This window comes from Phenylobacterium sp. (genome assembly GCF_031425575.1).
GTDB lineage: Bacteria > Pseudomonadota > Alphaproteobacteria > Caulobacterales > Caulobacteraceae > Phenylobacterium.
Genome location: NZ_JANPJP010000153.1, coordinates 1 through 25,929, shown reverse-complemented (window position 1 = coordinate 25,929; position 25,929 = coordinate 1). Strand labels below are relative to the sequence as shown.

At 68.3% G+C, this 25,929-nt stretch carries 25 protein-coding genes; 20 read left to right on the top strand and 5 right to left on the bottom strand.

Going from position 1 to position 25,929, the window contains the following annotated elements; genetic code table 11:
- Nucleotides 1-60: 60 nt before the first annotated feature.
- Nucleotides 61-2,076, bottom strand: coding sequence for a TonB-dependent receptor domain-containing protein (locus RMO97_RS08960; RefSeq protein ID WP_310540450.1), 2,016 nt, complete (start codon nt 2,074-2,076; stop codon nt 61-63).
- A gap of 191 nt (nt 2,077-2,267) precedes the next feature.
- On the bottom strand, nt 2,268-3,710 hold the full coding sequence (gene tldD / locus RMO97_RS08955) for a metalloprotease TldD (RefSeq protein ID WP_310540449.1): 1,443 nt from the start codon (nt 3,708-3,710) through the stop codon (nt 2,268-2,270).
- Between the two features lie 358 nt (nt 3,711-4,068).
- On the opposite strand from tldD, the gene coxB reads away from it, so the two are divergent.
- From coxB to RMO97_RS08895, 12 genes are all read left to right on the top strand, one after another.
- Entirely contained in the window at nt 4,069-5,049 is a 981-nt protein-coding gene (coxB, locus tag RMO97_RS08950) for a cytochrome c oxidase subunit II (RefSeq protein ID WP_310540448.1), read from the top strand.
- A 17-nt stretch (nt 5,050-5,066) separates the two neighbouring features.
- The gene (ctaD, locus tag RMO97_RS08945; RefSeq protein WP_310540446.1) at nt 5,067-6,716 is read left to right on the top strand and encodes a cytochrome c oxidase subunit I; all 1,650 of its coding nucleotides are present in this window, start codon (nt 5,067-5,069) and stop codon (nt 6,714-6,716) included.
- 83 nt (nt 6,717-6,799) lie between these two features.
- Nucleotides 6,800-7,768 (top strand): heme o synthase, encoded by a 969-nt coding sequence (gene cyoE, locus RMO97_RS08940; RefSeq protein WP_310540445.1) that lies wholly within the window; start codon nt 6,800-6,802, stop codon nt 7,766-7,768.
- Nucleotides 7,768-7,914: a hypothetical protein gene (locus RMO97_RS08935; RefSeq protein WP_293493910.1), complete on the top strand. Its 147-nt coding sequence runs from the start codon at nt 7,768-7,770 to the stop codon at nt 7,912-7,914. Before cyoE ends, RMO97_RS08935 begins: the two co-directional genes overlap by 1 nt.
- On the top strand, nt 7,907-8,533 hold the full coding sequence (locus tag RMO97_RS08930) for a cytochrome c oxidase assembly protein (RefSeq protein WP_310540442.1): 627 nt from the start codon (nt 7,907-7,909) through the stop codon (nt 8,531-8,533). The genes RMO97_RS08935 and RMO97_RS08930 overlap by 8 nt, the downstream gene beginning before the upstream one ends.
- Before the next feature lie 163 nt (nt 8,534-8,696).
- Nucleotides 8,697-9,575, top strand: coding sequence for a cytochrome c oxidase subunit 3 (locus RMO97_RS08925; protein ID WP_310540440.1), 879 nt, complete (start codon nt 8,697-8,699; stop codon nt 9,573-9,575).
- A 4-nt stretch (nt 9,576-9,579) separates the two neighbouring features.
- Nucleotides 9,580-9,945, top strand: a complete 366-nt coding sequence (locus RMO97_RS08920) for a DUF983 domain-containing protein (protein WP_310540438.1) — start codon at nt 9,580-9,582, stop codon at nt 9,943-9,945.
- The gene (locus RMO97_RS08915; RefSeq protein ID WP_310540437.1) at nt 9,929-10,669 is read left to right on the top strand and encodes an SURF1 family cytochrome oxidase biogenesis protein; all 741 of its coding nucleotides are present in this window, start codon (nt 9,929-9,931) and stop codon (nt 10,667-10,669) included. Before RMO97_RS08920 ends, RMO97_RS08915 begins: the two co-directional genes overlap by 17 nt.
- Nucleotides 10,669-12,060, top strand: a complete 1,392-nt coding sequence (gene thrC / locus RMO97_RS08910; RefSeq protein WP_310540435.1) for a threonine synthase — start codon at nt 10,669-10,671, stop codon at nt 12,058-12,060. Before RMO97_RS08915 ends, thrC begins: the two co-directional genes overlap by 1 nt.
- Nucleotides 12,060-13,322 (top strand): pitrilysin family protein, encoded by a 1,263-nt coding sequence (locus RMO97_RS08905; protein ID WP_310540453.1) that lies wholly within the window; start codon nt 12,060-12,062, stop codon nt 13,320-13,322. Before thrC ends, RMO97_RS08905 begins: the two co-directional genes overlap by 1 nt.
- A 178-nt stretch (nt 13,323-13,500) precedes the next feature.
- Nucleotides 13,501-14,112 carry a GNAT family protein gene (locus tag RMO97_RS08900; protein WP_310540433.1) on the top strand — a complete coding sequence of 204 codons (612 nt, stop codon included), beginning with the start codon at nt 13,501-13,503 and terminating at the stop codon, nt 14,110-14,112.
- 29 nt (nt 14,113-14,141) lie between these two features.
- The gene (locus tag RMO97_RS08895; RefSeq protein ID WP_310540430.1) at nt 14,142-15,800 is read left to right on the top strand and encodes a bifunctional diguanylate cyclase/phosphodiesterase; all 1,659 of its coding nucleotides are present in this window, start codon (nt 14,142-14,144) and stop codon (nt 15,798-15,800) included.
- A gap of 123 nt (nt 15,801-15,923) precedes the next feature.
- Here the strand turns inward: RMO97_RS08895 and RMO97_RS08890 are convergent, their stop codons facing one another.
- Nucleotides 15,924-16,490: a YqgE/AlgH family protein gene (locus tag RMO97_RS08890; RefSeq protein ID WP_310540428.1), complete on the bottom strand. Its 567-nt coding sequence runs from the start codon at nt 16,488-16,490 to the stop codon at nt 15,924-15,926.
- Between the two features lie 114 nt (nt 16,491-16,604).
- Between RMO97_RS08890 and RMO97_RS08885 the strand changes: the two genes are divergently transcribed.
- On the top strand, nt 16,605-17,087 hold the full coding sequence (locus RMO97_RS08885) for a peroxiredoxin (protein ID WP_305337935.1): 483 nt from the start codon (nt 16,605-16,607) through the stop codon (nt 17,085-17,087).
- 3 nt (nt 17,088-17,090) lie between these two features.
- Here RMO97_RS08885 and RMO97_RS08880 read toward each other — a convergent pair whose 3' ends face one another.
- Nucleotides 17,091-17,687, bottom strand: a complete 597-nt coding sequence (locus tag RMO97_RS08880) for a DNA-3-methyladenine glycosylase (RefSeq protein ID WP_310540427.1) — start codon at nt 17,685-17,687, stop codon at nt 17,091-17,093.
- A gap of 14 nt (nt 17,688-17,701) precedes the next feature.
- Here RMO97_RS08880 and RMO97_RS08875 point away from each other — a divergent pair, with 14 nt between their 5' ends.
- From RMO97_RS08875 to RMO97_RS08860, 4 genes are all read left to right on the top strand, one after another.
- Nucleotides 17,702-18,886 (top strand): amidohydrolase family protein, encoded by a 1,185-nt coding sequence (locus RMO97_RS08875; RefSeq protein ID WP_310540426.1) that lies wholly within the window; start codon nt 17,702-17,704, stop codon nt 18,884-18,886.
- A gap of 68 nt (nt 18,887-18,954) precedes the next feature.
- Complete coding sequence (locus RMO97_RS08870; RefSeq protein ID WP_310540425.1) at nt 18,955-19,500, top strand: sigma-70 family RNA polymerase sigma factor; 546 nt, start codon at nt 18,955-18,957, stop codon at nt 19,498-19,500.
- A complete protein-coding gene (locus tag RMO97_RS08865; RefSeq protein WP_310540424.1) occupies nt 19,490-20,131 on the top strand; it encodes a DUF1109 domain-containing protein in 642 nt (213 codons plus the stop codon). Before RMO97_RS08870 ends, RMO97_RS08865 begins: the two co-directional genes overlap by 11 nt.
- A gap of 360 nt (nt 20,132-20,491) precedes the next feature.
- A complete protein-coding gene (locus RMO97_RS08860; protein WP_310540423.1) occupies nt 20,492-21,025 on the top strand; it encodes an N-acetyltransferase in 534 nt (177 codons plus the stop codon).
- A 26-nt stretch (nt 21,026-21,051) separates the two neighbouring features.
- On the opposite strand, the gene RMO97_RS08855 is transcribed toward RMO97_RS08860, so the two are convergent.
- Nucleotides 21,052-22,794, bottom strand: coding sequence for an acyl-CoA dehydrogenase (locus tag RMO97_RS08855; RefSeq protein WP_310540421.1), 1,743 nt, complete (start codon nt 22,792-22,794; stop codon nt 21,052-21,054).
- A 210-nt stretch (nt 22,795-23,004) separates the two neighbouring features.
- Between RMO97_RS08855 and RMO97_RS08850 the strand changes: the two genes are divergently transcribed.
- The 3 genes from RMO97_RS08850 to RMO97_RS08840 all read left to right on the top strand — a co-directional run.
- Nucleotides 23,005-23,976 carry an L-threonylcarbamoyladenylate synthase gene (locus RMO97_RS08850; RefSeq protein WP_409035300.1) on the top strand — a complete coding sequence of 324 codons (972 nt, stop codon included), beginning with the start codon at nt 23,005-23,007 and terminating at the stop codon, nt 23,974-23,976.
- A 25-nt stretch (nt 23,977-24,001) separates the two neighbouring features.
- Complete coding sequence (locus tag RMO97_RS08845) at nt 24,002-25,411, top strand: FAD-binding oxidoreductase (protein ID WP_310540419.1); 1,410 nt, start codon at nt 24,002-24,004, stop codon at nt 25,409-25,411.
- Nucleotides 25,412-25,417: 6 nt separating this feature from the next.
- The coding region (locus RMO97_RS08840; protein WP_310540417.1) for a YaaA family protein at nt 25,418-25,929 on the top strand (512 nt) is incomplete at its 3' end.

Genomic DNA, 25,929 nt, shown 5'->3' with positions numbered 1-25,929 from the left:
ATGGCGCGGTCGATCGCGTCGCTCAGGCCAATCGCCGAAGGGTTTGCGGAAACCTGGCGGCTAGAAGGTCTTCCGGACGCGGATAAAGAGGCCGCGCCCGAACTGGATGTCACGGTCATCGACATGCTTCACGGCCGAGGTGCTGCGCGGTCCGGCATAGGCGGTGGTGGTGTGGCGGAAGCCGCGCTCGGTGACGTTGTTCAGCTCGGCGCGGACGTTGAGGTCGGGCCGGGGCTTCCATTCGGCGAACAGCACCATCCAGGTCTTAAGCTTGTCGGTGTAGATGGCGTTGTACTTATATGAGGTCTCGCGCCACGCGCTGAAGACGTCGAACCCCCAGTTCATCCTCCACTGTGGGAGATCATGGGTGAAGTGGGCTTCCCACTCCAGGGGCCGCAAACGGGAGATCTCGCGCTTCTCCAGGGTGGTGGGGTCGGTGACCTCAGAGCGGCGCCAGGTGGACTGGCCGCGCAGCTGGGCGCCCTTGAGCACGCGGTCCAGGGGCAGGGTGGCGTTGAGGATCAGCTCGTCCTTGGTTCCGTCGCCGATATTGCTGGGGGCGTCGAACACCAGGGCGCCGGAGAAGATCGGCGCACGGTCGATGACATCGGTGAGTTTGGAGTGGCGCAGGGTCAGAACCAGGGCGCCCTTGGTCCAGAACCGCTGCTCGAAGGCGAGCTCGCTCACCCAGGCCTGTTCGGGCGTCAGGGCCGGGTTTCCCACCGCCAGGCCGCCGCCATTGGGTGAGGAGTCGGCGACGAAATCATCGAAGTCCAACTGGCCCACCACGCGCTCGTAGCGGAAGCGAACCTGGGTCGTGTCGCTGGGCGCCCAGCTGCCCGCCAGGCGGGGCTTGAGGAAGTAGAGGGTCTTTTCGAGGCTGACATCGCCTTCGGAGGTGAGGACCGACCCCTCGTAGCGCAGGCCGCCCTCCAGGGTCAGAGTGGGCAGGGGCTTCCACACCGACTTTCCGAACACCTCGCCGCGCGTCTCGGTCACCTTCACATCGGCGGCGGGCAGCTTGTCGGGGACGCCATTGCTCAGCTGGTCGGTCTCGCTCTCCAGGATATTGAGGGCGGCTTCGGCCCCGGCCTCGAAGGAGAGGCGCTCGCTCTGACGATACTTCAGCACGCCGCGGCCGATGCTCTCGCTGGTCTTCTGGTCGAGGAAGAAGTCGCCGTTCGAACCCGTGGCGCGCGACAAGGACACAATGTCCGCGCCGGTGAGTTTCTGGAGGCCCACCAGCTCCAGGTCCATGCGCCCGCCCAGGGGGCGCTCGTAGCGGGCGCCGAGCTCGGTCTCGTACTCATCCTCGCTGTAGTTGCGAGATTCCAGTGCCGGAGCCGGGAATGCGATCCAGTCGAGCTGGTTGAACTCGTACCAGTTCCAGTAGCCGCGGGTGTTGAGCTTCAGCTTGCCGCCGGCCAGGGGCGTCTCGTAGGCGCCGGTCACCACCCATTGATAGGCGCGGCCATGACTGTCGATCTGGGACCGGATGAGCGGCGCGCCATTGGCCGCCAGCCTCACGCGGGGGCCGGGCCCGGAGCCGTCGTCGATCCCCTGGCCGTAGCGCAATCCGGCTTCCCAGGCCCCGGGCCCGGCCTGGCCGGAGGCCTCCAGCCGGACGCCCGAGCTGTTGCGCCCGTCGTCGATGATGTGGTTGTTGGCGAGCGCGATCAGGCCCTGGAACCCCGCCCCCTTCACCTTGACCACATTGGCCAGGATCGACTTGCCTTGCATGTCGATCCCGGGCGCGCCGCCGCGGATCAGCTCGACGTGAGCCACCTGGGCGGCGGGGATGCGGCGCAGGATCTCCTCGATGTCGTCGGTCTTGGAGGTGGGCCGCGCGCCGTCGATCAGGACATTGCCGGCCGCGCCCTCGAAGCCGCGGACATCGTCGCCGCCGTCGATGGAGAAGCCGGGCAGGCGCTGCACCATGTCGAGGGCCGTAGAGGGCCGCTGCTCGGCGAAATAGGCGGGGGGATAGCTGATCACACCCTGGGTCGCGGGCTGGGCCATGGAGATGGCCGGGACAGCGGCGGCCAGAACAGCGGCCAGGGTCAAGGTAGGTATCATGTGACGGTTCCCCAGTTCCGGCGCAGGTGAACCGCGCCCAGGGAGTCACGCCAATTAAATGCCCGTAACCTGGATTAATTCGAGGAAAGGTTGGCCGGGCTCGAAGGACTACGCCTGTAATTCACAGAATTTACAGGCGTAGTTCTAATGTCAACCGGGGTTATGTGAATTCGCCGTCCCGTTCAAAGCGGTCAGACGCTGGTCCCGCCGACGGTCAGGCCGGTGATCTTCAGCGAGGGCTGGCCGACACCCACCGGGACGCTCTGTCCCGACTTGCCGCAGACGCCGACGCCGGGATCGAAGTCGAAGTCGTTGCCGATCATGGTGACCCGGGTCAGGGCCGAGGGACCGTCGCCGATCAGGGTGGCACCCTTCACCGGGCTGGTGATCTTGCCGTCCTCGATCAGATAGGCTTCGGTGCACTGGAAGACGAACTTGCCGTTGGTGATGTCCACCTGGCCGCCGCCGAAATTGGCGCAATAGAGGCCGCGCTTGGTGGCCTCGATCATCTCTGCGCGCGGGGTGTCGGTCTTGCCGTTGTCCATGCCGGTGTTGGTCATCCGCGGCATGGGCATATGGGCGTAGGACTGGCGGCGTCCGTTGCCGCCGGCCTTCATGCCCATCAGGCGCGCGCTCATGCGGTCGTGCATGTAGCCCACCAGGATCCCGTCCTCGATGAGCACGGTGCGTTCGGTGGGGGTGCCCTCATCGTCGACGGTGAGGGAGCCGCGGCGGCCGGGCAGGGAGCCGTCGTCGAAGACGGTGACGCCCCGAGCGGCCACCTGCTCGCCGATGCGGCCGGCGAAGGCCGAGGTGCCCTTGCGGTTGAAGTCGCCCTCCAGCCCGTGGCCGACGGCCTCGTGCAGCAGGATGCCGTTCCAGCCGGCGCCCAGGACCACATCCATCTCGCCGGCCGGGCAGGGAACGGCGTCGAGGTTCATCAGGGCCTGGCGCAGCGCCTCCTCGGCCTGCTCCTGCCAGTTGGCGGCGCTGATCCAGTTCTCGAAGCCTGCGCGGCCGCCGGCGCCCGTGAAGCCGTTCTCGCGGCGGCCATCCTTCTCGACGGTCACCTGCACATTGATGCGCGACAGCGGCCGCACGTCGCGGATCAGCCGGCCGTCGGCGCGCAGGATCTCCACCGTGCGCCGCTCTCCGGACATCGAGGCCATCACCTGGACCACCCGGGGATCGCGAGCCCGGCACCAGGCGTCGATCTCCTGCAGCAGGGCGACCTTTTCCGAGAAGGCTGGCGAGGCGGTGGGATCGTCCTCGCCATAGAGCTTGGTGTTGGTGGCGCGCGGCGCCTCATCGGACCCTGAGACGCCGTCATAACCGCGCTTGGCCAGGGAGGCCGAGGCCGCAGCCCGGCGGATGGAGGCCTCGGAGATCTCGCTGGAGTGGGAGTAGCCGGCCGTCTCGCCCGCCACCACCCGCAGGCCGAAGCCCTCGGAGGAGTCATAGGCCGCGGACTTCAGCCGGCCGTCGTCGAACAGGAACGATTCGCTCTCGGAGCGCTCGACGAACAGCTCGCCGTCGTCGGCGCCCTGCAGCGCGTCCCCCAGAATCTCGCGGGCTCGTTCAGGCGAGACGCCAGCGGAGTCCAGGATGGAGGGGGCGGGGGAATGGGCGTTCATGAGCGCTATGCCTTGACTGACTTGGCTCAAGAGATAGGGGCTCCCGGCCGGTCCGTCACCCCAAACCGCGCGTCACGACGCCTTTCGGCTGCTCCTGACCGGCCTCGCCCGTTCAACGATCATGGGTCGGCGCGGCCTGCGTCACATCGTCCGAAGCCCCTTGGCCCGCCGGAGATTCCGCACCGCCACGCCACGCTCGCGCCCCAGGCGGCTCTACCGTCTTGGCAAGGCGTCGGCGAGCGCGTATGCACCCCGCTTAAGGGCCGGGTCTCGTCAGTTCACGGGGCGCGCACCCCTAAGACGGCGGCAGCGGCGATCGTTTCGGCGAGGCGCAGCCGGCCAAGCAGACCGAGGGGACATGAAGTCAAGGTTTCAAGGGATGCGAGCGCTGGCGGCCGGGGCCGCAGCGGGCGCGATGACAGCGTTCTGGGGCGTCTCGGCCCAGGCTGAGGAGCTCGTGGGCCAGCCCACGCCCGGCGGCATGAATCTGCAGGCAGGGGTCACCCCGCTGCGGGCCGACGCCATATTCTTCCACGACATCATTCTCCTGCCGATTATCACGGCCATCAGCCTGTTCGTGCTGGGCCTGCTGATCTGGGTCGTGGTGCGCTTCAACAAGCGCTCCAACCCGGTGCCGGCCAAGTGGAGCCACAATACGCCGATCGAGATCATCTGGACCGTGGTCCCGGTGCTGATCCTGATGGGAATCTCGATCTTCTCCTTCAAGCTGCTGTTCGCCTACCACGACATGCCCAAGCCCTACATGACCGTGAAGGCCACGGGGTATCAGTGGTACTGGGGCTACGAATATCCCGACCAGAAGATCGGTGAGTTCGTCTCCAACATCCTTCCCGAGGACGAGGCCAAGGCCAAGAAGGTCCCCTACCTCCTGGCGGCCACCGAGCCCTTGGTGGTTCCGGTGAACCAGGTCGTCCGCGTGCTGGTGACCGGCGCCGACGTGATCCACGCCTTCGCCGTTCCCTCCTTCGGGGTGATCTCCGACGCCGTCCCGGGCCGGGTCAACGAGACCTGGTTCAAGGCTGATCGTCCGGGCGTCTATTACGGCCAGTGCCGCGAGCTGTGCGGCGTCGATCACGCCTTCATGCCGATCGAGGTCCACGTGCTGAGCCAGGCCGATTTCGACGCCTGGGTCGCCAGCAAGGGCGGCTCGCCCGTCGGCGCCGCGCCCGCGGCTGCGGCCGCCGGCGACGCCGCGGTTCCGGTCTCGGCCACCACCCCGGCCCCCGTCTCGCCGAACAACCCCGCCGCGCCGGCTCCGGCCGCGGCGGCGCCGACTTCCACGCCGCCCGCGCCCGCTGCGGCGCCGGCCGCGCTCTGATCTAGGACACGCGTACGATGGCACACGCCGCCGCTCACGATCATCACGACGAACACATCCCGGGGTTCTTCACCCGCTGGTTCCTGTCGACGAACCACAAGGACATCGGCACGCTCTACCTGCTCTTCGCCATCATGGCGGGGATCGTCGGCGGGGCGTTGTCGGGCCTGATCCGCTGGGAGCTCTACGAGCCCGGGATTCAGGTCTTCACGTCCGGTTCGCTGTTGGACCAGCTCGGGGTGATTGAAGCCTCCAAGCACGGCTACAACGCCGTGGTCACCGCCCACGCCCTGATCATGATCTTCTTCATGGTCATGCCCGCCATGATCGGCGGGTTCGGCAACTGGTTCGTGCCGCTGATGATCGGCGCGCCGGACATGGCGTTCCCGCGGATGAACAACATCTCCTTCTGGCTGCTGGTGGCGGCCTGGGTGCTGCTGCTCACCTCGATGTTCACCGACGGCGGCCCCGGCAAGGGCTTCGGCGGCGGCTGGACCCTGTATCCGCCGCTGTCCACCTCGGGCCACACCGGCCCGTCCATGGACCTTGCCATCCTGTCGGTCCACCTGGCCGGCGCCAGCTCGATCCTGGGCGCCATCAACTTCATCACCACCATCTTCAACATGCGCGCGCCGGGCATGACCCTGCACCGCATGCCGCTGTTCGTGTGGTCGATCCTAGTGACGGTCTTCCTGCTGCTGCTCTCGCTGCCCGTCCTGGCCGGCGCGATCACCATGCTGCTGACCGACCGCAACTTTAACACCCACTTCTTCGACGCCGCCGGCGGCGGCGACCCGGTCATGTACCAGCACCTGTTCTGGTTCTTCGGGCACCCGGAAGTGTACATCCTGATCCTGCCCGGCTTCGGCATGATCAGCCACATCGTGTCGACCTTCTCCAAGAAGCCGGTCTTTGGTTACCTCGCCATGGCCTACGCCATGGTGGCCATCGGCTTCATCGGCTTCGTCGTGTGGGCCCACCACATGTACACCGTGGGCATGACCATCAACCTGCGCGCCTATTTCGTGGCCGCGACCATGGTCATCGCCGTGCCGACCGGGGTGAAGGTGTTCTCCTGGATCGCCACCATGTGGGGCGGCTCCATCGACTTCAAGACGCCCATGCTGTGGGCGATGGGCTTCATCTTCCTGTTCACCGTCGGCGGCGTGACCGGCGTGGTGCTGGCCAATGCGGGCATCGACTACAGCCTGCACGACACCTATTACGTCGTGGCCCACTTCCACTACGTGCTGTCGCTCGGCGCCGTGTTCGCGATCTTCGCGGGCTTCTACTACTGGTTCGAGAAGATCTGGGGCGTGAAGTATCGCGAGTGGCTCGGCGCCCTGCACTTCTGGATCACCTTCGTGGGCGTGAACCTGATCTTCTTCCCGCAGCACTTCCTCGGCCTGCAGGGCATGCCCCGCCGCTACGTGGACTATCCGGAGGCCTTCACCCTCTGGAACCAGGTTTCGACGATCGGCTACCTGGTCACGGCGTTCGGCGTGGTGATCTTCCTGGTGCTGCTGGCTGAAGCCGCCATCTCGCGCCGCAAGGCCGAGGCCAATCCCTGGGGCGAAGGCGCCACGACGCTGGAGTGGACCCTGTCCTCGCCGCCGCCGTTCCACCAGTTCAACGAACTGCCGGTGATCAAGCCCGACGCGCACTGACGCGCCGCGCTCATCAAAGACGCAAAGAGGGGCGCGGGCTGGAACAATCCGGCGCGCGCCCCTCGACGTATGAGAGTAGAACCATGACGATGTCGTCAGCCCTTCCGACAAGCCGCGCTCCCGCGCGCTGGCAGGACTTCCTGCAGCTGTTGAAGCCGCGGGTGATGTCGCTTGTGGTGTTCACCGCCATCACCGGCATGGTCTGCGCCGACGCGGCCATCAACCCGATCCTGGGCGCCATCGCGATCCTGTGCATCGCCGTGGGCGCAGGCGCCTCGGCGTCGCTGAACATGTGGTTCGACGCCGATATCGACGCCAAGATGCGCCGCACCCGCGGGCGGCCGGTGCCGGCCGGCCGGGTTCAGGGCGCCGACGCTCTGACCCTGGGGGTCGTGTTGTCGCTGTTCTCCACCATGCTGCTGGGAATGACCGTGAACTGGCTGGCCGCCGGCCTGCTGGCCTTCACCATCGTCTTCTATGCGGTCGTCTACACCATGTGGCTGAAGCGCTCGACGCCGCAGAACATCGTCATCGGCGGCCTGGCCGGCGCCCTGCCGCCGGTGATCGGCTGGGCCGCGGCCACTGGCACGGTCCCGCTGAACGCCTGGCTGCTGTGCGCCATCATCTTCATGTGGACCCCGCCCCATTTCTGGGCGTTGTCGCTCTACACCAGCGAGGACTACGAGAAGGCGGGCGTTCCGATGATGCCGGTGGTGGCCGGCGCGAAATCCACCCGCAAGCAGATCCTGATCTACAGCCTGCTGTTCACCCCGCTCTGCCTGGTCCCGGCCTTCACGGGTCTCGGCGGCCTGACCTATCTGGTGGTGGCCGCCGGCGGGGGGCTGATCTTCCTGATCCTCGCCTGGCGGGTGTTCAAGAGCCGGGCCGGGGACGCCGCCGATCCGCGCCAGGACGACGGCCTCTATGACGTCAAGGCTGCGGCCAAGGATGCGCGCAACCTGTTCGCCTTCTCGATCCTCTACCTGACCTTGCTGTTCGCCACCCTGCTGGCCGAGCACCTCCTCGACCTGCCCGCCTTCGGAGGTTTTTGATGAGCGACCCGCAGAACGAAGGCCCCGTCGACGCCAAGGCGCGCCGCGGCCGCAATATCGCATTGGCCCTCGGCCTGGCGCTGTTCATGGTGCTGGTCTTCGTGGTGACCATCGTGCGTCTGGGGGCCAGTACAGCCAATGGCTAAGCCGCCCCTTACCCTCCAGGCGCGCCGCAACCGCAACCTCGGCGCCATCTGCGCGATCGGCTTCCTCGGCATGGTGGGGGCCGCCTACGCCTCGGTGCCGCTCTACAAGGCCTTCTGCCAGCTGACCGGCTTTGACGGCGTGGTGCGCAAGGCCGATCGCGCCCCCGACACAGTCCTGGACAAGCAGCTGGTGATCCGGTTCGACACCAATGTGCGCGAACTGCCCTGGACCTTCACCGCCGAACAGACCCGCCAGTCGGTGCGAATCGGCGAGACCGGCCTTGCCTATTTCAAGGTCACGAATAACGGCGACACGCCGATGACGGGCCGGGCCATGTACAATGTGGTTCCGGAGTCGGCCGGCGCCTACTTCCAGAAGCTCGAATGCTTCTGCTTCTCGGACCAGACGATCGGTCCCGGAAAAACCATTGAGTTTCCCGTGGTTTACTTCGTCGATCCGAAATACGCCGACGACTTCGAGACCAAGGGCAAGCCTGAGGTGACGCTGTCCTACACCTTCTTCCCGTCCGTGGACGCGGAGAAGGCCAGCCGGCGCGCCGATGCATCGCAGGCCAAGGTCGGTTCGGCCCTTGGCGGACACACCACGGCGGGGCTATAGCCTCCGCCAAAGCCTTGCTTCCCTGAAGCAAGGCGGCGACTAAAAGTTAGAGCGTGACGGGCGCCGAAACCGGTTCCCACTTTCGGCTGTCACGCTCTTAAACGGCCTTGGGCAGCGGAGAGGCGCCCAGGGCTTTGAGATTTGAGAGGGGTTAGGACCGATTATGTCTGCCGGCGACGTCAAGCACGACTACCACCTGGTGAATCCCAGCCCCTGGCCCCTGGTCGGGTCCATCTCCGCGACGGTGATGGCGCTGGGCGGCGTGGTCTGGATGAAGGGCCTGTTCGGCCTGCCCGAGGGCACCCCGTGGGTCTTCTATGCGGGCCTCGGCGGCGTGCTCTACACCATGCTCGGCTGGTGGATGGACGTGGTGAAGGAAGCCAACGCCGGCGACCACACCCCGGTCGTCTCCATCGGCCTGCGCTACGGCATGATCATGTTCATCGCTTCGGAAGTGATGTTCTTCGTCGCCTGGTTCTGGATCTTCTTCGAGATGGCCCTGTTCCACGAGGCCCGGACGCTATCGTCCATCGAGGAGGTCCGCACCGCCTGGGCCACCTGGCCCCCCGCCGGCGTCGAGCTGGTCCCGGCCTGGAACCTGCCCCTGGTCAACACGCTCACCCTGCTGCTCTCGGGCACCACGGTCACCTGGAGCCACCACGCGCTGCAGACCGGCGACCGCAAGGGCGCCAAGATCGGCCTGGCCCTGACCATCGCGCTGGGCGCGATCTTCACCGCCATCCAGGCCTACGAGTACAAGCACATCCTGGATCACAAGTACTTCTTCAGCGAAGCGGCCACCAACGCTGGCCTCTACGGCTCCTCCTTCTTCATGGCCACCGGCTTCCACGGCTTCCACGTCCTGATCGGCACCATCTTCCTGGCGGTCTGCCTGATCCGGATGATGGGTACGGGTCTGACCCAGAAGCAGCACTTCGGCTTCGAGGCCGCCGCCTGGTACTGGCACTTCGTGGACGTGGTCTGGCTGTTCCTGTTCGCCTTCATCTACGTCGTGTTCGGCGGAGCGGCTGGCGCCCACTAGTCCGATGAGAGGTCACAATCCGCTGCTGGCGGGGCTCGCGGGCCGCTGCCCGAACTGCGGAGAAGGACCTCTCTTCTCAGGCTTCCTGACGGTGGCCGCGCGCTGCGAGGCGTGCGGCTACGATCTGGCCAAGGCCGACAGCGGCGACGGTCCGGCCGTCTTCGTGATCCTGATCGCAGGTTTCCTGGCCTGCTTCGGCGCGCTGTTCACCCAGTTCTCCTTTGATCCGCCGATCTGGCTGACCATGATCATCTGGCTGCCCCTGACCCTGTTCCTCTGCCTTGGCCTGTTGCGGCCGATGAAGGGGCTCATGCTGGCGGCGCAGTTCGCCAATCGGGCGTCCGAGGCGCGGCATGACGGACAGGACTGACCCCACCCCCCGCAAGGCGTTTCCTCTCGCCCTGACCCTCGCCACGCTTGTCGCGGCGGGCATACTGGTCTGGCTGGGGTCCTGGCAGATGCAGCGCATGGCGTGGAAGAACAGCCTGCTGGCCCGTATCGAGGCCTTGCAGGCCGCGCCCGCCCGCCCGCTCGGCCCGGTGCTCGACGGCCTGGCTCGGGGCGGACAGGGCGACTTCATCCGCGTCAAGGTGGAATGCCCGGGCCTGGGCGCCGCCCCCTATCTGGAGCTCTATTCGGTCCGCGAAACCGGGGCCGGCCTGCGGCTGATCTCGGCCTGCGCGGTGGAGAGCGGCAGCTACCGCAGCATTCTCGTCGATCGTGGCTTCGTGTCCGACACCATCTCGGCGCGGCCGCCGGTCGATCCCGAGGACCGGACGCCGGTCAGCCTGGTGGGCGTCCTGCGCGCGCCCGACGAGGCGACCTTCGTGACGCCGGCCAACGACGTGGCGGGCAATCACTGGTACTCCCGCGACATCCCGGCGATGGCCGGGCAGCTCAAGGCGCCCTCGCCGGCGCCGATCATGCTGGCGGCGGAGACCAGTTCCAACCCCGCCTGGCAGGCCCTGAAGCCCGAGCCGCTTCCAGCCGAGATTCCCAACCGCCATCTCGAATACGCCCTGACCTGGTTCGGCCTTGCGGGCGCCTTGGTCGCCGTCTATGCCGCCATGCTCTGGCGATGGTGGAAGGCTTGATGCGGTACGTTTCAACGCGGGGGCAGTCGCCCTCGGTCGGCTTTGTCGATGCGATCCTGGCGGGCCTGGCGCCCGACGGAGGCCTCTATGTCCCGGAGGAATGGCCGAGCCTGACCCACAGCGAGATCGCCGCCTTCGCCTGCAAGCCCTACGCCCATGTGGCCACCGAGGTCCTGGCCCGCTTCGTGGGCGACGAGATCCCTCGCGAAATCCTCGCCGAGATGTGCGCCGAAGCCTATGCGACTTTCACCCACGCCGCCGTGGTCCCGGTCAAGCAGCTCTATCCGGGCGGCTTCATGGCCGAGCTGTTCCACGGGCCGAGCCTGGCGTTCAAGGACGTCGCCATGCAACTTCTGGCGCGGATCAGCGACCATGTGCTCGGCGCCCAGAAGCGCACCCAGACCATCCTCTGCGCCACCTCGGGCGACACCGGCGGGGCTGCGGTGGAGGCCTTCCGCGGCCGCGCCAACACCCGCATCGTCGCCATGTTCCCGGATGGCCGCATCAGCGAGGTGCAGCGCCGGTTCATGACGACGGCGGGCGAGGACAATGTCCGCTGCGTGGCGGTGTCGGGCACCTTCGACGACTGCCAGGCGATCCTGAAGGACGCGCTCTCCGACCAGAGCCTGAAACAGTCGGTGGGCCTGTCGGCGGTCAACTCCATCAACTTCGCCCGCATCGTCGCCCAGTCGGTCTACTACTTCACCAGCGCCGTCGCCGTGGGCGCTCCGCACCGGCCGGTGGCCTTCGCCGTGCCCTCGGGCAATTTCGGCGACGGCTTCGCGGGCTTCATGGCCAAGCGGATGGGGCTGCCGATCTCCAAGATCCTGGTGGCCACCAACTCCAACGACATCCTGGCGCGCGCCTTCCAGGACGGCCGCTACAGCCGCGGCGCCGTGGCCCACACCCAGTCGCCGGCCATGGACATCCAGTCGGCCTCCAACTTCGAGCGGCTTTACTTCGAGGCCGTGCGCCGCGACGGCGTCGAGACCATGCGGGCCTTCAAGGCCTTCGGCGACACCGGGGTGATCGACATTCCGCCGGGCGCCCTGGCCATGATGCGCGAGACCTTCGTCGGGGTTTCGATCAACGAGCGGGAGACCAGCGGCTCCATCGTGGCGACCCTGAACGAGACCGGTGAGTTGATCGATCCCCACACCGCCGTGGGCATGGCCGCCTTCCGCCGGGCGCGGGGAACCACCGACCCCATCATCGTGCTGTCCACCGCCCACGCGGCCAAGTTCCCCGAAGCCGTCAGCGCCGCCTGCGGCGAGACCCCGAACCTGCCGCGCAGCGCCCAGAACCTGGCCGGCAAGTCCGAGCGCTTCGACCGTCTGCCGGCCGACGCCGACACCATCAAGGCCTATGTCAGGGCCTTCGCGGAAAGCTGATCCTGGCCACGCTTCACACCCTCTCCAACGGCGTCCGCGTCGTCTGCGATCCGGTCCCAGGTCTTGAGACCGTGGCCCTGTCCGTGGTGGCCGGTCGCGGCGCGCGGTTCGAGGACGAGGCCCGCTCAGGCTGGTCCCACCTGCTCGAGCACATGGTCTTCAAGGGGGCGGGCGACCGTTCCGCCCGCGAGATCGTCGAGGTGGTGGAGGCGCAGGGCGGGTCCATCAACGCAGCCACCGGCTATGAGCGCACCAGCTTCCAGATCCGCGCCCTGGCGGGCGGCCTGGACCTCGGCTCGGCGGTGCTGGCTGACCTGATCCAGCGGCCGGTGATCGAGCCGGGTGACCTCACCCGCGAGAAGCAGGTGGTGGGCCAGGAGATCGCCGAGGCTACGGACACCCCAGACGACGTGGTGTTCGAGATGGCCCAGGGGGCGGCGTTCAGCGGCCAGCCGCTGGGCCGTTCGATTCTCGGCACCGACGCCTCCATCGCCCCGGCCACCCAGGCGACCCTGGCCGACTGGCGCGCGGCGCTCTACGCGCCTCAGACCCTGATCTTCTCGGCATCGGGCGCGGTGACCGAGGACGAGGTGCTGAAGCTCGCCGAGCGGGACTTCGGCGGCGCCGTCGGCGCCCCGATCGCCGACGCCGCGCCGGCCGTCTTCACCGGCGGGACGCAGACAGCGCCCAAGTCGCTGGAGCAGGCGAACCTGGTCTTCCTGCTGCCGGCCGTCGGGGTCCGCCACGACGACTACTTCCCCTTAAGGCTGTTCGCCGAAATCCTCGGCGGCGGCATGGCCTCGCGGCTGTTCCAGGAGGCCCGCGAGAAGCGCGGCCTGGCCTATACCGTGGACGCCTATTCCGAGACCTATGCCGACACCGGGGTGATGGGGGTGTTCGCCGGCTGCGCGGCCAAGGACGCCGCCGAGCTCGCCAAGGTCGCGGCCGGCGAGATTCAGGGCCTGGCCGAGAGTGTCGAGCCGGCTGAACTCGCCCGCGCCAAGGCCCAGCTTAAGGCCGGTATGTTCATGGCCAGGGAGTCCCTGCAGTCGCGCACTGAACAGGCCGCGGGCCAGGTGCTGCTGTTTGGCCGGCTGCTGTCCACCGCCGAGATCGCCGAGCAGATCGACGCGGTCGAGGCCGCCGACCTCGCCCGTCTGGGCGCCTTGCTGCTGGCGCCTGGCAAGGCCGCGGTCAGCGTGCTGGGCCCCCGGCCAGCTCTTAAGGCGGCGGACGCTTTCCAGAAGGCGCTGTTCGGGTAATCCAAATCCGCTCATCCCCGCGAAAGCGGGGACCCAGGCTTTTTCTCCCTTCTGAGAGCTTGGCGCGTGGACGGCCTCAGCAAACAAAAACACCTGGGTCCCCGCTTTCGCGGAGATGAGCGGTGGGTGGCCCCACCCCGCACTTGACGCCCCCCGCTCCAGGTCCGACCCTCCCGCCATGGCCCTGCTGGACTGGATCGCGCCGGAAAGCGGCCTACGCGTTGAGGGCGAGGGGGTGTTCCTGCGGCCGGCCCGCAACGCCGACTTCGAGGCCTGGCGCGAACTGCGGGCGGCCTCGCGGGACTTCCTGCAGCCGTGGGAGCCGACCTGGCCCGCCGATGATCTCAGCCGCGCGGCCTTCCGACGCAGACTGACCGCCTACGCCCGGGATCGTGAAGCCGGAACGGCCTATCCGTTCTTCGTTTTCCGCTCGAGCGACGAGGCCCTGACGGGCGGCATCACCCTGTCCAACGTGCGCCGGGGCGTCGCCCAGATGGGCTCGGTGGGCTACTGGTGCGGCCAAGCCTTTGCCCGACAAGGACAAACCCTGGCCGCCGTCCGGGCGCTGACCCTGTTTTCCTTCCGCACCCTGGCCCTGCATCGCCTGGAAGCCGCCTGCCTCCCCACCAACGAACCTAGCCGCAAGCTGCTCGGCCGGGCCGGGTTCGCCGAGGAGGGATATGCCAAGGCTTATTTAAAAATTAACGGCGTTTGGCGAGATCATGTCCTGTTCGGGCTTGTCTCGCCGCTTCGCGCGGCTCTGGAGCCTGATCAGGGAGTGTCGGTCTAGCCGGCGCGTGACCAGAGTTAGTCGAGGCGATGCCGAACGACCGTTGGATCTGGGACGCCACGACGACGCTTGAAGCGTTGGGCGCCGCCGACGTGGCCCTTTGGCTGTGGGAGCCGGAGCGTGACCGGCTGCGGATCACCGGCGCGTCGCGCGCCCTGGGCCTTGGGCCCCTCGCCCCCGAATGTTCTTCCGCCGCCATGCGCGCGCTCGCCATGCCTCAGGACCGGGCCCTGGCCGAGGAAGTCCTGCGCGTGCAGGAGCCGGGCAGCGAGATCGCCGTGCGCCTGCGCATGCGGGCCGGCGGCATCTGCATCTGGCGTGGCGTCTGGCTGGAGGAGGGGCTTCGCGCCGCCGGCGTCGTGGCGCCGGAGACCAAGTTCGCCGCCTCCGACGTCGACAAGCTGACCGGCCTACTGGACCGCAAGAGTTTCATCGCCCAGGCGCGCGAACGGCTGCAGACCCCGGGCGTCCACGAACTGGTGGTGGCCGACCTCGACCGCCTGCGCCGCCTGAACGAGGCGCTTGGCCACGAGCGGGCCGACCTGGTGCTGGCCGCGCTCGGATCGCGGATGGCCGCGGCCTTCCCGCCCGGCGTGCTGATGGCTCGTATCGGCGAGGACGAGTTCGCCCTGTTGACCCCGATCCGGGCCTTGAGCGCCGCCGAGACCTTGCGCAAGGCCCTGGAACAGCCCCTGCGGGTGGCGGGCTTTGACATCCATCCCACCCTGTCCATCGGCGCCGTCGAGGCTCTGGGCGGCGACGAGGCGCCGGAGGCCGCCGAACTGCTCCGCCGGGCCGAACTGGCCGTGGAATCAGCCAAGAGCAACGGCCGGGGCGGCGGGGCCGCCTATGGCCGCACCATGGAGACCGACGGCCTCTCGCGCCTGGCCCTGGAAAGCGACCTGCGCGGCGCCATCGGGCGCGGTGAACTGACCGCCTATTACCAGCCCATCGTGCGCCTTTCGACCGGGGCGCTGTCGGGGTTCGAGGCCCTCGTGCGATGGAAGCACCCGCGCCGTGGCCTGCTGACCCCGGACCAGTTCCTGCCGCTTTGCGACGAGATGGGGTTGATGAGCGAGCTGGGCGCCCTGATGATGCGACAGGCGGCCGAGCAGTTGGCGGTCTGGCGCAACAACCACCGGGCCGCCGGCGAGTTGACCGTGGCGGTGAACCTTTCCACCGGCGAGATAGACCGGCCCGACCTGGTGGCCGATGTCATGCGCATCCGCCGCGACACCGGCCTGCCGCCGGGCGCGCTGAAACTGGAGGTCACCGAGGGCGACGTCATGCGCGACCCCGACCGGGCCGCCGTGATCCTGGGCAACCTGCGGAAGGCCGGCGCGGCCCTGGCCCTGGACGATTTCGGCACCGGCTTCTCGTCGCTCAGCTACCTGACGCGTCTGCCTTTCGACACATTGAAGATCGACCGATACTTCGTGCGCACCATGGCCACCAACGAGGGCTCGGCGAAGATCGTCTCGTCGGTGGTGAAGCTGGGCCAGGACCTGGACCTGGAAGTGGTGGCCGAGGGGGTCGAGAACGCCCAGATGGCCAAGGCCCTGCTGGCGGTCGGTTGCGACTATGGCCAGGGCTTCGGCTATGCGCCGGCCCTGTCGGCCCAGGAGGCCGAGGTCTATCTCAATGAAAGCTATGTGGACGGTGCGGCGCCGGTGAAGGCGCGGGGCTGATCAATCTCCGCTCATCCCGGCGAAGGCCGGGACCCAGGTCGTAGGTCACGACCTGAGTCAAGAATTCTGAAAGCGGCGGATGTATCTGGGTCCCGGCCTTCGCCGGGATGAGCGGATTTGGGGCTAGGCCCGTCCCGCCTCCGCCGTCAGCAGGCTCGCGTCCACGCCGAGCTTTGCCAGGGCCTTGGTCCACTTGCGATCATAGTCGGGGTCGAAGATCAGGGCCTCGTCAGCGGGGCAGGTGAGCCAGACGTTCTCGCGGATCTCGTGTTCCAGCTGGCCAGCCCCCCAGCCGGCATAGCCCAGCGCCAGGAGCGCGCGGCGGGGGTGGTCCTCGGCGCCCATGGCCTCAAGCGCCTCGCGGGTTGGGGTCAGGGCGACGCCGCCCCCCAACTCGATGCTGTGGTCGCCGGCGCTGTAGTCGTCGGTGTGAACCACAAAGCCGCGCTCGCGCTGCACCGGGCCGCCGATCAGCACCAGGTCGGGCGGAATTTCGATCTGCGACTTCACGTCCAGGCGCTTCAGCAGGTCGGGCACGGTGAGGCCTTCCACGGGCCGGTTCACCGCGATGCCCATGGCATGGGTCTCGTCATGGGCGCAGACCAGCACCAGGGCGCGCTCGAAACGCGGGTCACCGATGCCCGGCATCGCGATCAACATCTGGCCGCAGAGGAAAGAGGCGTCATCCATCGCCCCTAGTTTGAAGGCGAACGCGGCGCTTTCAAGTCTCGACCCCAGAAGTTCTGCGTTGAACCCCGGCCAAGGGGGGGTATCTGGTTTCCAACGCCATCACGGGAGAAGACCATGACCATCAAAGTCGGCGACAAGCTGCCCAGCGCCAACCTCATCGCCGGAACCGCCGAGGGTCCCAAGCCCACCACCACCGACGAGATCTTCGGCGGCAAGAAGGTGGCCTTCTTCGCCGTCCCCGGCGCTTTCACCCCCACATGCTCGGCCAAGCATGTGCCCGGCTACAAGGACCTGGCGGGCGATATCAAGGGCAAGGGCGTCGACGCCATCGTCTGCCTGTCGGTGAACGACGCCTTCGTCATGAAGGCCTGGGGCGAGAACCAGGGGGTCCTGGACACCATGCAGATGATCGCCGATCCGGCCGGCGACTTCACCAAGGCCGTGGGCCTGGACATGGACGGCTCCAAGTTCGGCCTGGGCCTGCGCTCGCAACGCTACTCCATGATCGTCGAGGACGGCGTGGTGAAGGAGCTGAACGTCGAGGCGCCTGGCGAATTCAAGGTCTCGGCCGCCGACTACCTGCTTGCCCAGCTCTAGAGCTCAAGACTTCGGGAACGGCCGGCTCAGGAACTTTGAGCCGGCCAGGCCGTAGCGCCAGGGGGTCTGCACCCCCTTGGTGAGGCCGATGCGCGGGCCCACGGCGATCTCCCGCTCCTGCATCGCGGGTTGCAGCGTGAAGGGAGGCTGGTCGATGGGCAGGCCGTCGTGTTCGCGGCTGACGGCGAGCGCCTGACACAGGCGGCCCGGCCCGGCGCACAGCAGGCGCAGCATGTCTGTGCCCCGCCGATCCTGCATCAGCTCGATCCCCGACATGGGCTCCAGCGCACGGATCAGCACGGCGCTGCCCGGCGTGTCGCCGCAGACGACGTTCAGGCACCAGTGCAGGCCGTAAGAGCGGTAGACATAGGCCCGGCCGACGGGTCCGAACATGGCGGCGTTGCGCGGCGTCGGGCCGTTGAAGGCGTGGCTGGCCGGGTCCTCGTGATGATAGGCCTCGGTCTCCACGATACGGCCGCCGACCCCGTCGACGGTGACGATCATGCCGATCAGGGCCCGCGCGACATCGGCGGGGTGGCGCGCGAACAGCTTGACGCCGGGTTCGCTTGGGTCCGAACTGTGGACAAGAAGAGAACTCATCAGGGAAGAACGCCATGCCTTATGTTGAGGGCCAGACCATTCATGACGCCGACAGTCATGTGATGGAGCTTCCTGGCGCCATTCTCCCCTATGTCGAGGCGGGGCTGCGCGAGGACTTCGCGGCCAAGACCGCCAAGAAGAACACCCTCGTGGAATGGTCGGCCAAGGCCCAGGCTCTGCATGACGATCCGGAGTTCCGGGCCGGCGACGAAGCCAACCTGCTGCTGCGCAAGAACTTCCAGGCGATGGGGTCGTTCCGCAACGCCGATCGTCCCCGGGCCCTGGACATGCTGGGCTTCACCAGCCAGCTGGTCTTCACCACCGCGGCGCTCGGCAATTACGGGCTGGAGGAGATGGGCGAGGTCGAGCTCTCCGTCGCCGGCGCCCGGGCCCACAACCGCATGATGACCGACTTCTGCTCGGTGGACCGCCGCCTGCTGGCCACCGGCTATGTCACCCTGGCAGACCTCGACCGAGCTGCGGATATCGCCCGCGAGGCCATCGAGATGGGCTGCAAGGGCCTGGTCATCCCCTCGCGCCACCCGCCGCACCATTCGCCGAGCCACGCCGCTCTCGACTCGCTGTGGGCGGTGGCCCAGGAGGCGGGCGTGCCGATCCTGTTCCACGTCGGCGGCGAAGAGAAGATGCACGCGGCCTATCTGGAGAACGGCGGAGAGCGGGTGCTGGACTTCCATGGCGGGGCGGAGAACTTCACGTCCCTGACCTTCATGGCGATCCCTCTTTCGGTCTGGCAGACCCTGTCGGCCCTGGTGATCGACGGCGTCTTCGACCGCTTCCCCAGGCTGAAGTTCGGGGCCATCGAACTGGGGGCGTCCTGGCTGCCCAGCCTGATGCGGTTCATGGACTCAGGCGCGGCGGCCTTCGGCAAGGAGGAGCGGCTGCAGAAGCTGTCGGCCAAGCCCAGCGAGATCTTGCGCCGCCAGCTGCGGGTCACGCCCTATCCGCACGAGGACACCGCCTGGATCATCGCCAATTCCGGGCCGGAGATGTGCCTGTTCTCCTCGGACTTCCCGCACATCGAGGGCGGCCGCAATCCGCTCAAGCGGTTCAACGACGCGCTTGAAGGCTGCACGGACACGGCCAAACGCGGCTTCTACCGGGACAACTTCATCGACCTGATGGGCAAGGGCCTGGATCCCGCCCTGCGCGACCACCCGGCGCTGATGGCCGCGGAGTAGGCCGAGGCCGCGGGCTCCGCTAGGCTGGCGTAACCAATCCTCCCGGCCCTGCGTACCTGAGACGACACGTGGACCAGACCGAAGCGCGACTGCGGGCCTTGATACTCGCCGGCCTGGCCGGCGACGCCGCGGCGCATCGCGCCTTGCTGGCCGAGCTGGGACGACTGTTACGCCGCTACTACGCCCGGCGGCTGGGCTTCGGGACGCCGGAGGCCGAAGACCTTGTCCAGGAAACCCTGATCGCCGTGCATACCCGCCGCGCCACCTATGATCCGCAGCAGCCCTTCACCGCCTGGGTCTATGCGATCGCGCGCTACAAGATGATCGACCATCTGCGGCGGATGAAGGTGCGGCCCTCCTCGCCCCTGGAGGAAGCCAGCGACCTGTTCACCGACGGCGGCGCCGAGGACCTGGTGGTCAAGCGCGACCTCGACAAGGTGCTGGCGGAAGTCTCGGCCCGGACCGGCGCCCTGATCCGCGACGTGAAGGTGGAGGGACTATCGACCCGCGAAGCCGCCGAGAAGCATGGTCTCTCCGAGACGGCGGTGAAGGTGGCCGTTCATCGTGGCCTCAAGGCGCTGACCGCCAGGTTCGGAGGCGCCCGTGAAGACTGACGATCTGATCGACCGGCTGACGGCCAACCTGGAGCCCACGCCCCCCTGGTGGGTGACGCGGCGCATCCTGATCGGCCTTGGCAGCGGGGCCTTCTTCTCGGCCCTGCTGATGATCTTCTGGCTCGGCGTGCGGCCCGACCTGATGGACGCCATGACCGGGACGATGTTCTGGATGAAGTTCGCCTACACCCTGGCCTGTTCGGCGGTGCTGGCCGCCGCCCTGATCCGGGTGGCCAAGCCGGGGGGCGGCATGGGCTCCCTGGCCTGGGCCTTGGCGGCGCCCTTCGCCCTGGTGGGCGGCATGGCGCTGTGGCGGCTGTCGGGCGCCGATCCGGCGACCCGGCAGGCCATGATGCTGGGGGACTCCGCCGAGGTCTGCGCGGCCTTCATCGCGATCCTTAGCCTGCCGATATTCGCCGGCGCGGTCTGGGCGCTGAGGGGGCTGGCGCCGACGCGGCTGGTGCTGTCGGGCTTCGTGGCCGGGGGCTGCGCCGGGGCCATGGGCGCCTGGATCTACGCCTTCCACTGTGACGAGAGCGCCGCGGCCTTCGTGGCGGTCTGGTACACGGCGGGCATGGCGGCGGTGGCCCTGCTGGGGGCGCTGGTGGGGCGCAGGCTGCTGCGGTGGTGACACTCCCACCGCTCACCCCGGCAAGGGCCGGGGCCCAGATGCATCAGCCGATTTCAGGACTCCTGGCTCGACTCTAAGCCCTATGACCTGGGTCCCGGCCTTCGCCGGGATGAGCGGTGGAGGGTTAGGGGCTACCCCCCCAAGCGCCTGCGTGCTCATCGCATCATAGTCCGCCGCGTCGTCCACGACCCCCTCGGTCAGACCCCCCCCCGTTGACCACCCAACGGCGCCGCCGTAGCCTCCTTCCATGTCAACCCTTGCGTGACCCTGACGCCGCGCGCCGCGCCGCGTCCCAGCCTCCATCGCGGACCGCCGAGCAGCGGCCGCATTGCTGTGTCACGCCCGTTGAAAGACTTCCCGATGAACACGACAGCCTCGCAGGGTTCCGAGCGCCTGCGCATTGAACCCGAGCGTCCCGGCGACGCGAACGATATCAGCCAACTCACCACCACGGCCTTCGCGCCCATGCCGTTCAGCGACGGCGACGAGGCCCGGGTCATTGACGACCTGCGCGAGGCCGGGGCCCTGACCCTCTCCCTTGTGGCGATCACCGCGCAGGGCGAGCTGGTGGGCCATATCGCCTTCTCCCCGGTTTGTATCGATGGCCAGCCGGGCGACTGGTACGGGCTCGGGCCCGTTTCGGTCGCGCCACGGATGCAACGACAAGGCGTCGGCAGCGCCCTGATCGGTGACGGCCTGGATCGTCTGAGAGCCTTGGACGCCGCAGGCTGCGTCCTCCTGGGAAACCCAGACTACTACCGCCGGTTCGGTTTCGTCAGCGACCCGATGCTCACCTACCAGGGCCAACCCAATCGGTACTTCCAGCGCCTCGTGCTGAAGGGGCCGGCCGCACAGGGGGACGCCAGCTTCCACCTCGCATTCGACGCGCCGTGATGGCCCCGAATCTATGAGTCCGCGTCCTAGCCCCCCAACGCGTGGGCGCTGACCGACTCGTAGTCCGCCGCGCCTTCCATGACGCCTTCGGCGAGGCCCGGCGCCTGGGCCAGGACCTGGGCGGCGTAGACGCGGGCGAGCGCCGCCTTGCTCGTCGACCAGTCGTCGGTGGCGCCCACCAGGGCCAGGGCCTGCAGGCCCAGCATCCAGCCGCCCACCACGTCGCCGGCCAGTTTCAGATAGGGCGTGGCGCCCGACAGGGCGTTGGGGCCCTTGTTGGCCAGGATCCAGTCAGTGGCGCGTTCCAGGGCCGCGACGCCAGCCTCCAGGCGGGCGCCGACACCTTCGAGACCCGGCGTTCCCGACAGCACGTTGGCCGTGGCGTGCATCTCGGCGGCCAGGGCGTCCACGACGCCGCCGTTTTCCATCGGCGCCTTGCGGCCCACCAGGTCGATGGCCTGGATGCCGTTGGTGCCCTCGTAGATCGGGGCGATGCGGGCGTCGCGATAGTGTTGGGCGGCGCCGGTCTCCTCGATGAAGCCCATGCCGCCGTGGATCTGCACCCCCATGGAGGCCACCTCCACGCCGACGTCTGTGGACCAGGCCTTGGCGATGGGGGTGAAGAGTTCGGCCCGCGCCTTGGCCACGGCGCGGGCGGCGTCGTCGGTGGCCAGCCGGGCGACGTCGTTGAGCACGCCGGTCGACAGGCAGATGGCGCGGGCGGCCTCGATCTTGGCCTTCATCAGGAGCAGCGAGCGGCGGATGTCCGGGTGGCCGTAGATGGCGCCGTCGGGCGCCCAGGCGGCGCGGCCTTGCTTGCGGTCCTGCGAGAAGGCCAGGGCCTGCTGGAAGGCGCGCTCGGCGATGGCCACGCCCTGGACGCCCACCTGCAGGCGGGCGGCGTTCATCATGACGAACATGTGGGCGATGCCGTTGTTCAGCTCTCCCACCAGCTCGGCCTGGGCGCCTTCGAACAGCATGACGCAGGTGGGCGAGCCGTGGATGCCCAGCTTGTGCTCAATCGAGCCGGCCCGCAGGTCGTTGGGATCGCCGAGGTTCCCCTCGTCGTCCACCAGCCGCTTGGTGGCCAGGAACAGGCTGATGCCCTTCACCCCCGGAGGCGCGTCGGGCAGGCGGGCCAGGACCAGGTGGCAGATGTTGTCAGCGGCGTCGTGGTCGCCCCAGGTGATGTAGATCTTCTGGCCGTGCAGGCGGTAGCCGCCCTGGCCGTCCGGCTCGGCGCGGGTGGCGACGACGGCGAGGTCCGAGCCCGCCTGGGGCTCGGTGAGGTTCATGGTGCCGGTCCACTCCCCGGAGACCAGCTTGGGCAGGACCAGCCGCTTCTGCCGCTCGGTGCCATGCAGGGCCAAGGCCTCGATGGCGCCCTGGGTCAGCATGGGGCAGAGGCCGAAGGCCATGTTCGACGCGTGCACCATCTCGAAGACCGCGAGTCCCAGGGCGCCGGTCAGCCCCTGCCCGCCATGTTCGGGATCGGCCGACAGGGCGTTCCAGCCTCCGGCGACGAAGGCCTGGTAGGCGGCGGCGAAGCCCGGCGCGGCGGTGACCTTGCCGTTGGCGTACTTGGCGCCCTCGGTGTCGCCCTTGCGGTTGAGCGGCGCGAGCTCGCTCTCAGTGAAGGACCCGGCCGCCTCCAGCACGGCCACCACGGTGTCCTCGTCCAGGTCGGGGAAGGCCTGGGCCATCAGGGCCGAGTGGCCCACCGTCTTGAGGGCGAAGGCGAGGTCGCGGACCGGGGCGCGGAAGGTCATGGGCGGCTCCTGAGACGTAGGGGGGCTGTCTACCCCGACGCCCGGGGTGCGCCAAGGCGGAGGTGTCACGGCTGGGCCAAGCCCGCGCCGCCTTTCAGGGGCTTTCGGCTCGGGCGCTTCGGCCTCTACCCTGAAGATCGACAGCGACAAGCCGCGCAGGAGCGGTGTAACCAGCCTCGACCGGACCGCCTTCGGCGTGGGGCATGGCGAGTGGCAGGCGACCGATCAGATTCCAGCTCAGGTGACGGTGAGCGAGCAGCTCACGGCGACGCGCTAGACGCCGCCTTCGCGGCCCTGCGCGCCGGGTCGCTGCTGATCCTGCCCACCGAGACCGTCTACGGCCTCGCCGCCGACGCGGCCAATCCCGCCGCCGTGGCCGCCATCTTTGAGGCCAAGGGTCGGCCGCGCTTCAATCCCCTGATCAGTCACGTGGCCGACCTCGCCACCGCCGAGCGGCTGGCGGTGTTCGACGACCGGGCGCGGGCGCTTGCGGCGGCCTTCTGGCCGGGGCCTCTGACGCTGGTCCTGCCGATCGCCCCGGACACTGTGGTCTGTGACCTGGCCCGCGCCGGGCTCGACACCGTGGCGATCCGCGTGCCCGCCCATCCCCTGGCCCGCGAGTTGCTGGCCCGGTTCGGCGGCCCGGTGGTGGCGCCCTCGGCCAACCGTTCGGGACGGCCCAGCCCCACCACCTATGCCGACGCCTTGGACGAGACAGGGGACAAGGCGGCGGCGGCCCTCGACGGGGGGGCGTGCGCCGTGGGTCTGGAGTCCACCGTCGTCGCCCTGCTGGACCAGCCGCGCCTGTTGCGGCCTGGGTCGGTGACGCGAGCTGAGATCGAGGCGGTCATCGGGCCGTTGGCGGAAGCGCAGGACGACGCCAAGCGCTCGCCTGGCCGGCTGGCGCGGCACTATTCGCCCGAGGCTCCCGTGCGGCTGAACGTCGAAGCGCCGGCGACGGGCGAGGCCTATCTGGCTTTCGGACCAACCATGGCCACCGGCAATGTCCTGAACCTCAGTGCGACGGGGAGCCTGCGGGAGGCCGCCGCCAACCTCTTCGCCTACCTGCGCGCCGCCGACCGAACAAAGCCGGTCGCCATCGCGGTCGCGCCGATCCCGGCGCAGGGCCTGGGCGAGGCCATCAACGACCGTCTGATCCGCGCCGCCGGCTTTGTCGGCTAGGGCCATCGGGAGTAGGCTGGAACTCATGACCATCTCCGTTCCCGCCGACGTCCTGTCCCGCCTGAAGGCCGTGCTCGGCGAGGGTGGGTGGAGCCAGGATCCCGACCGCCTGGCGCCAAAGCTGATCGAGTGGCGCGACCGCTGGAAAGGGACCACGCCGTTCCTGGCCTTGCCGAAGACCACGGCGGACGTCTCGGCCGTTGTTGGCGTCTGCCATGAGGCGGGCGTGCCGATCACCACCCAGGGCGGCAACACCGGCCTGGTGGGCGGCCAGATTCCGCAGGGCGAGATCCTGCTTTCCACCGAGCGGTTGTCGCAGATCCGCGACGTCGACGCCTTTGACGATGTGATCGTGGCCGAGGCGGGCGTGACGCTTGCCGCCGTTCACGAGGCGGCGCTGAAGGTGCGCCGGCGCTTCCCCATGGGCCTGGCCTCGGAGGGCACCGCCACCATCGGCGGCGTTGTGTCGACCAACGCCGGGGGCACCGCCGTCCTGCGTTACGGCAACACCCGCGACCTCGTGCTGGGGATCGAGGCTGTCCTGCCCAACGGCGAGATCTGGAACGGCCTGAAACGGCTGCGCAAGGACAACACCGGCTATGACCTGAAGCAGCTGTTCATCGGCGGGGAGGGGACCCTGGGGGTGGTCACCGCCGCCAGTCTGAAGCTGTTCCCGATCCTGGCCAGTCGCGCCACGGCGGTGGCCGCGGTTGAGTCGCCGGAAGTGGCGATCCAGCTGCTGGTGCGGGCCAAGGAAGAGGCCGGCGGAGCGGTGGAGGCCTTTGAACTGATGGGCCGGCGCGGGGTCGAGTTCGTGCTGAAGAATATCGCGGGCCAGCGCGACCCGCTGCATCGGGCCTATCCCTGGTACGTGTTGATCGAGATCGCCTCGGGCGAGCCCGGCGCGGCGGACTCGGCCATGGAGCGGCTGCTGGGCAAGGCCCTGGAGGACAGCCTGATCCTTGACGCCGCCATCGCCCAGAGCGAGGCCCAGGCCAAGGCCTTCTGGTCGGTGCGGGAGAACCAGTCGCCGGGGCAGAAGCCGGAGGGGGCGACCTGGAAACACGACATCTCGGTCCCCGTCAGCCAGGTGGCGAAGTTCATCGCGGAGGCGACAGCGGCCATGGAGGCCTTCGCGCCGGGCTGCCGGATCACCGCCTTCGGCCACGTCGGCGACGGCAACATCCACTATGACGTCATCCGCCCCGACGGCGGCGACGACGCGGCGCACTCGGCCAGGCGCAATGAGGGCTCGCGGATCGTCCATGATATCGCCGCGGCCATGGGCGGTTCGATCTCCGCCGAGCATGGCCTGGGCGCGATGAAGACCGAGGAGGCTAGGCGCTACAAGAGCCCGGTGGAGGTTGCGGCGCTGAGCACGATCCGGCAAAGCCTGGACCCCAAGCGGATCATGAATCCCCGCGTCTTCTTCTGAGCCGCCATGCTGATTGTCCTGTCCCCCGCCAAGGCGATGAACTTCGTCGCGCCGGACAAGCCCCTGCCGATGACCACGCCGGAGATGGGCGAGGATATCGCCCTGTTGGCAGAGACCACCCGCAAGCTGACCGTGGCGCAGGTGAAACGGCTGATGAGCCTGTCGGACAATCTAGCCCGCCTGAACCGCGACCGCTTCCAGGCCTTCGATCCGGCCATGGAGGAGGGGCTGCAGGCCGCCTTCGCCTTCAACGGCGACGTCTATATGGGCTTCAAGGCCCGTGAGCTGGACAAGAAGGCCCTGGCCTTCGCCCAGGACCATGTCCGCATCCTCTCGGGATTGTACGGCCTGCTGCGGCCCCTCGACGGCATCCAGCCCTACCGGCTTGAAATGGGCACGCGGCTGAAGACCAAGCGCGGTCCCAGCCTCTACGCCTTCTGGGGCGACAAGGTCGCCAAGGCCCTGAACGCCCAGGCCGCCGGCCACAAGGACCCGACCCTGGTGAACTGCGCCAGCCA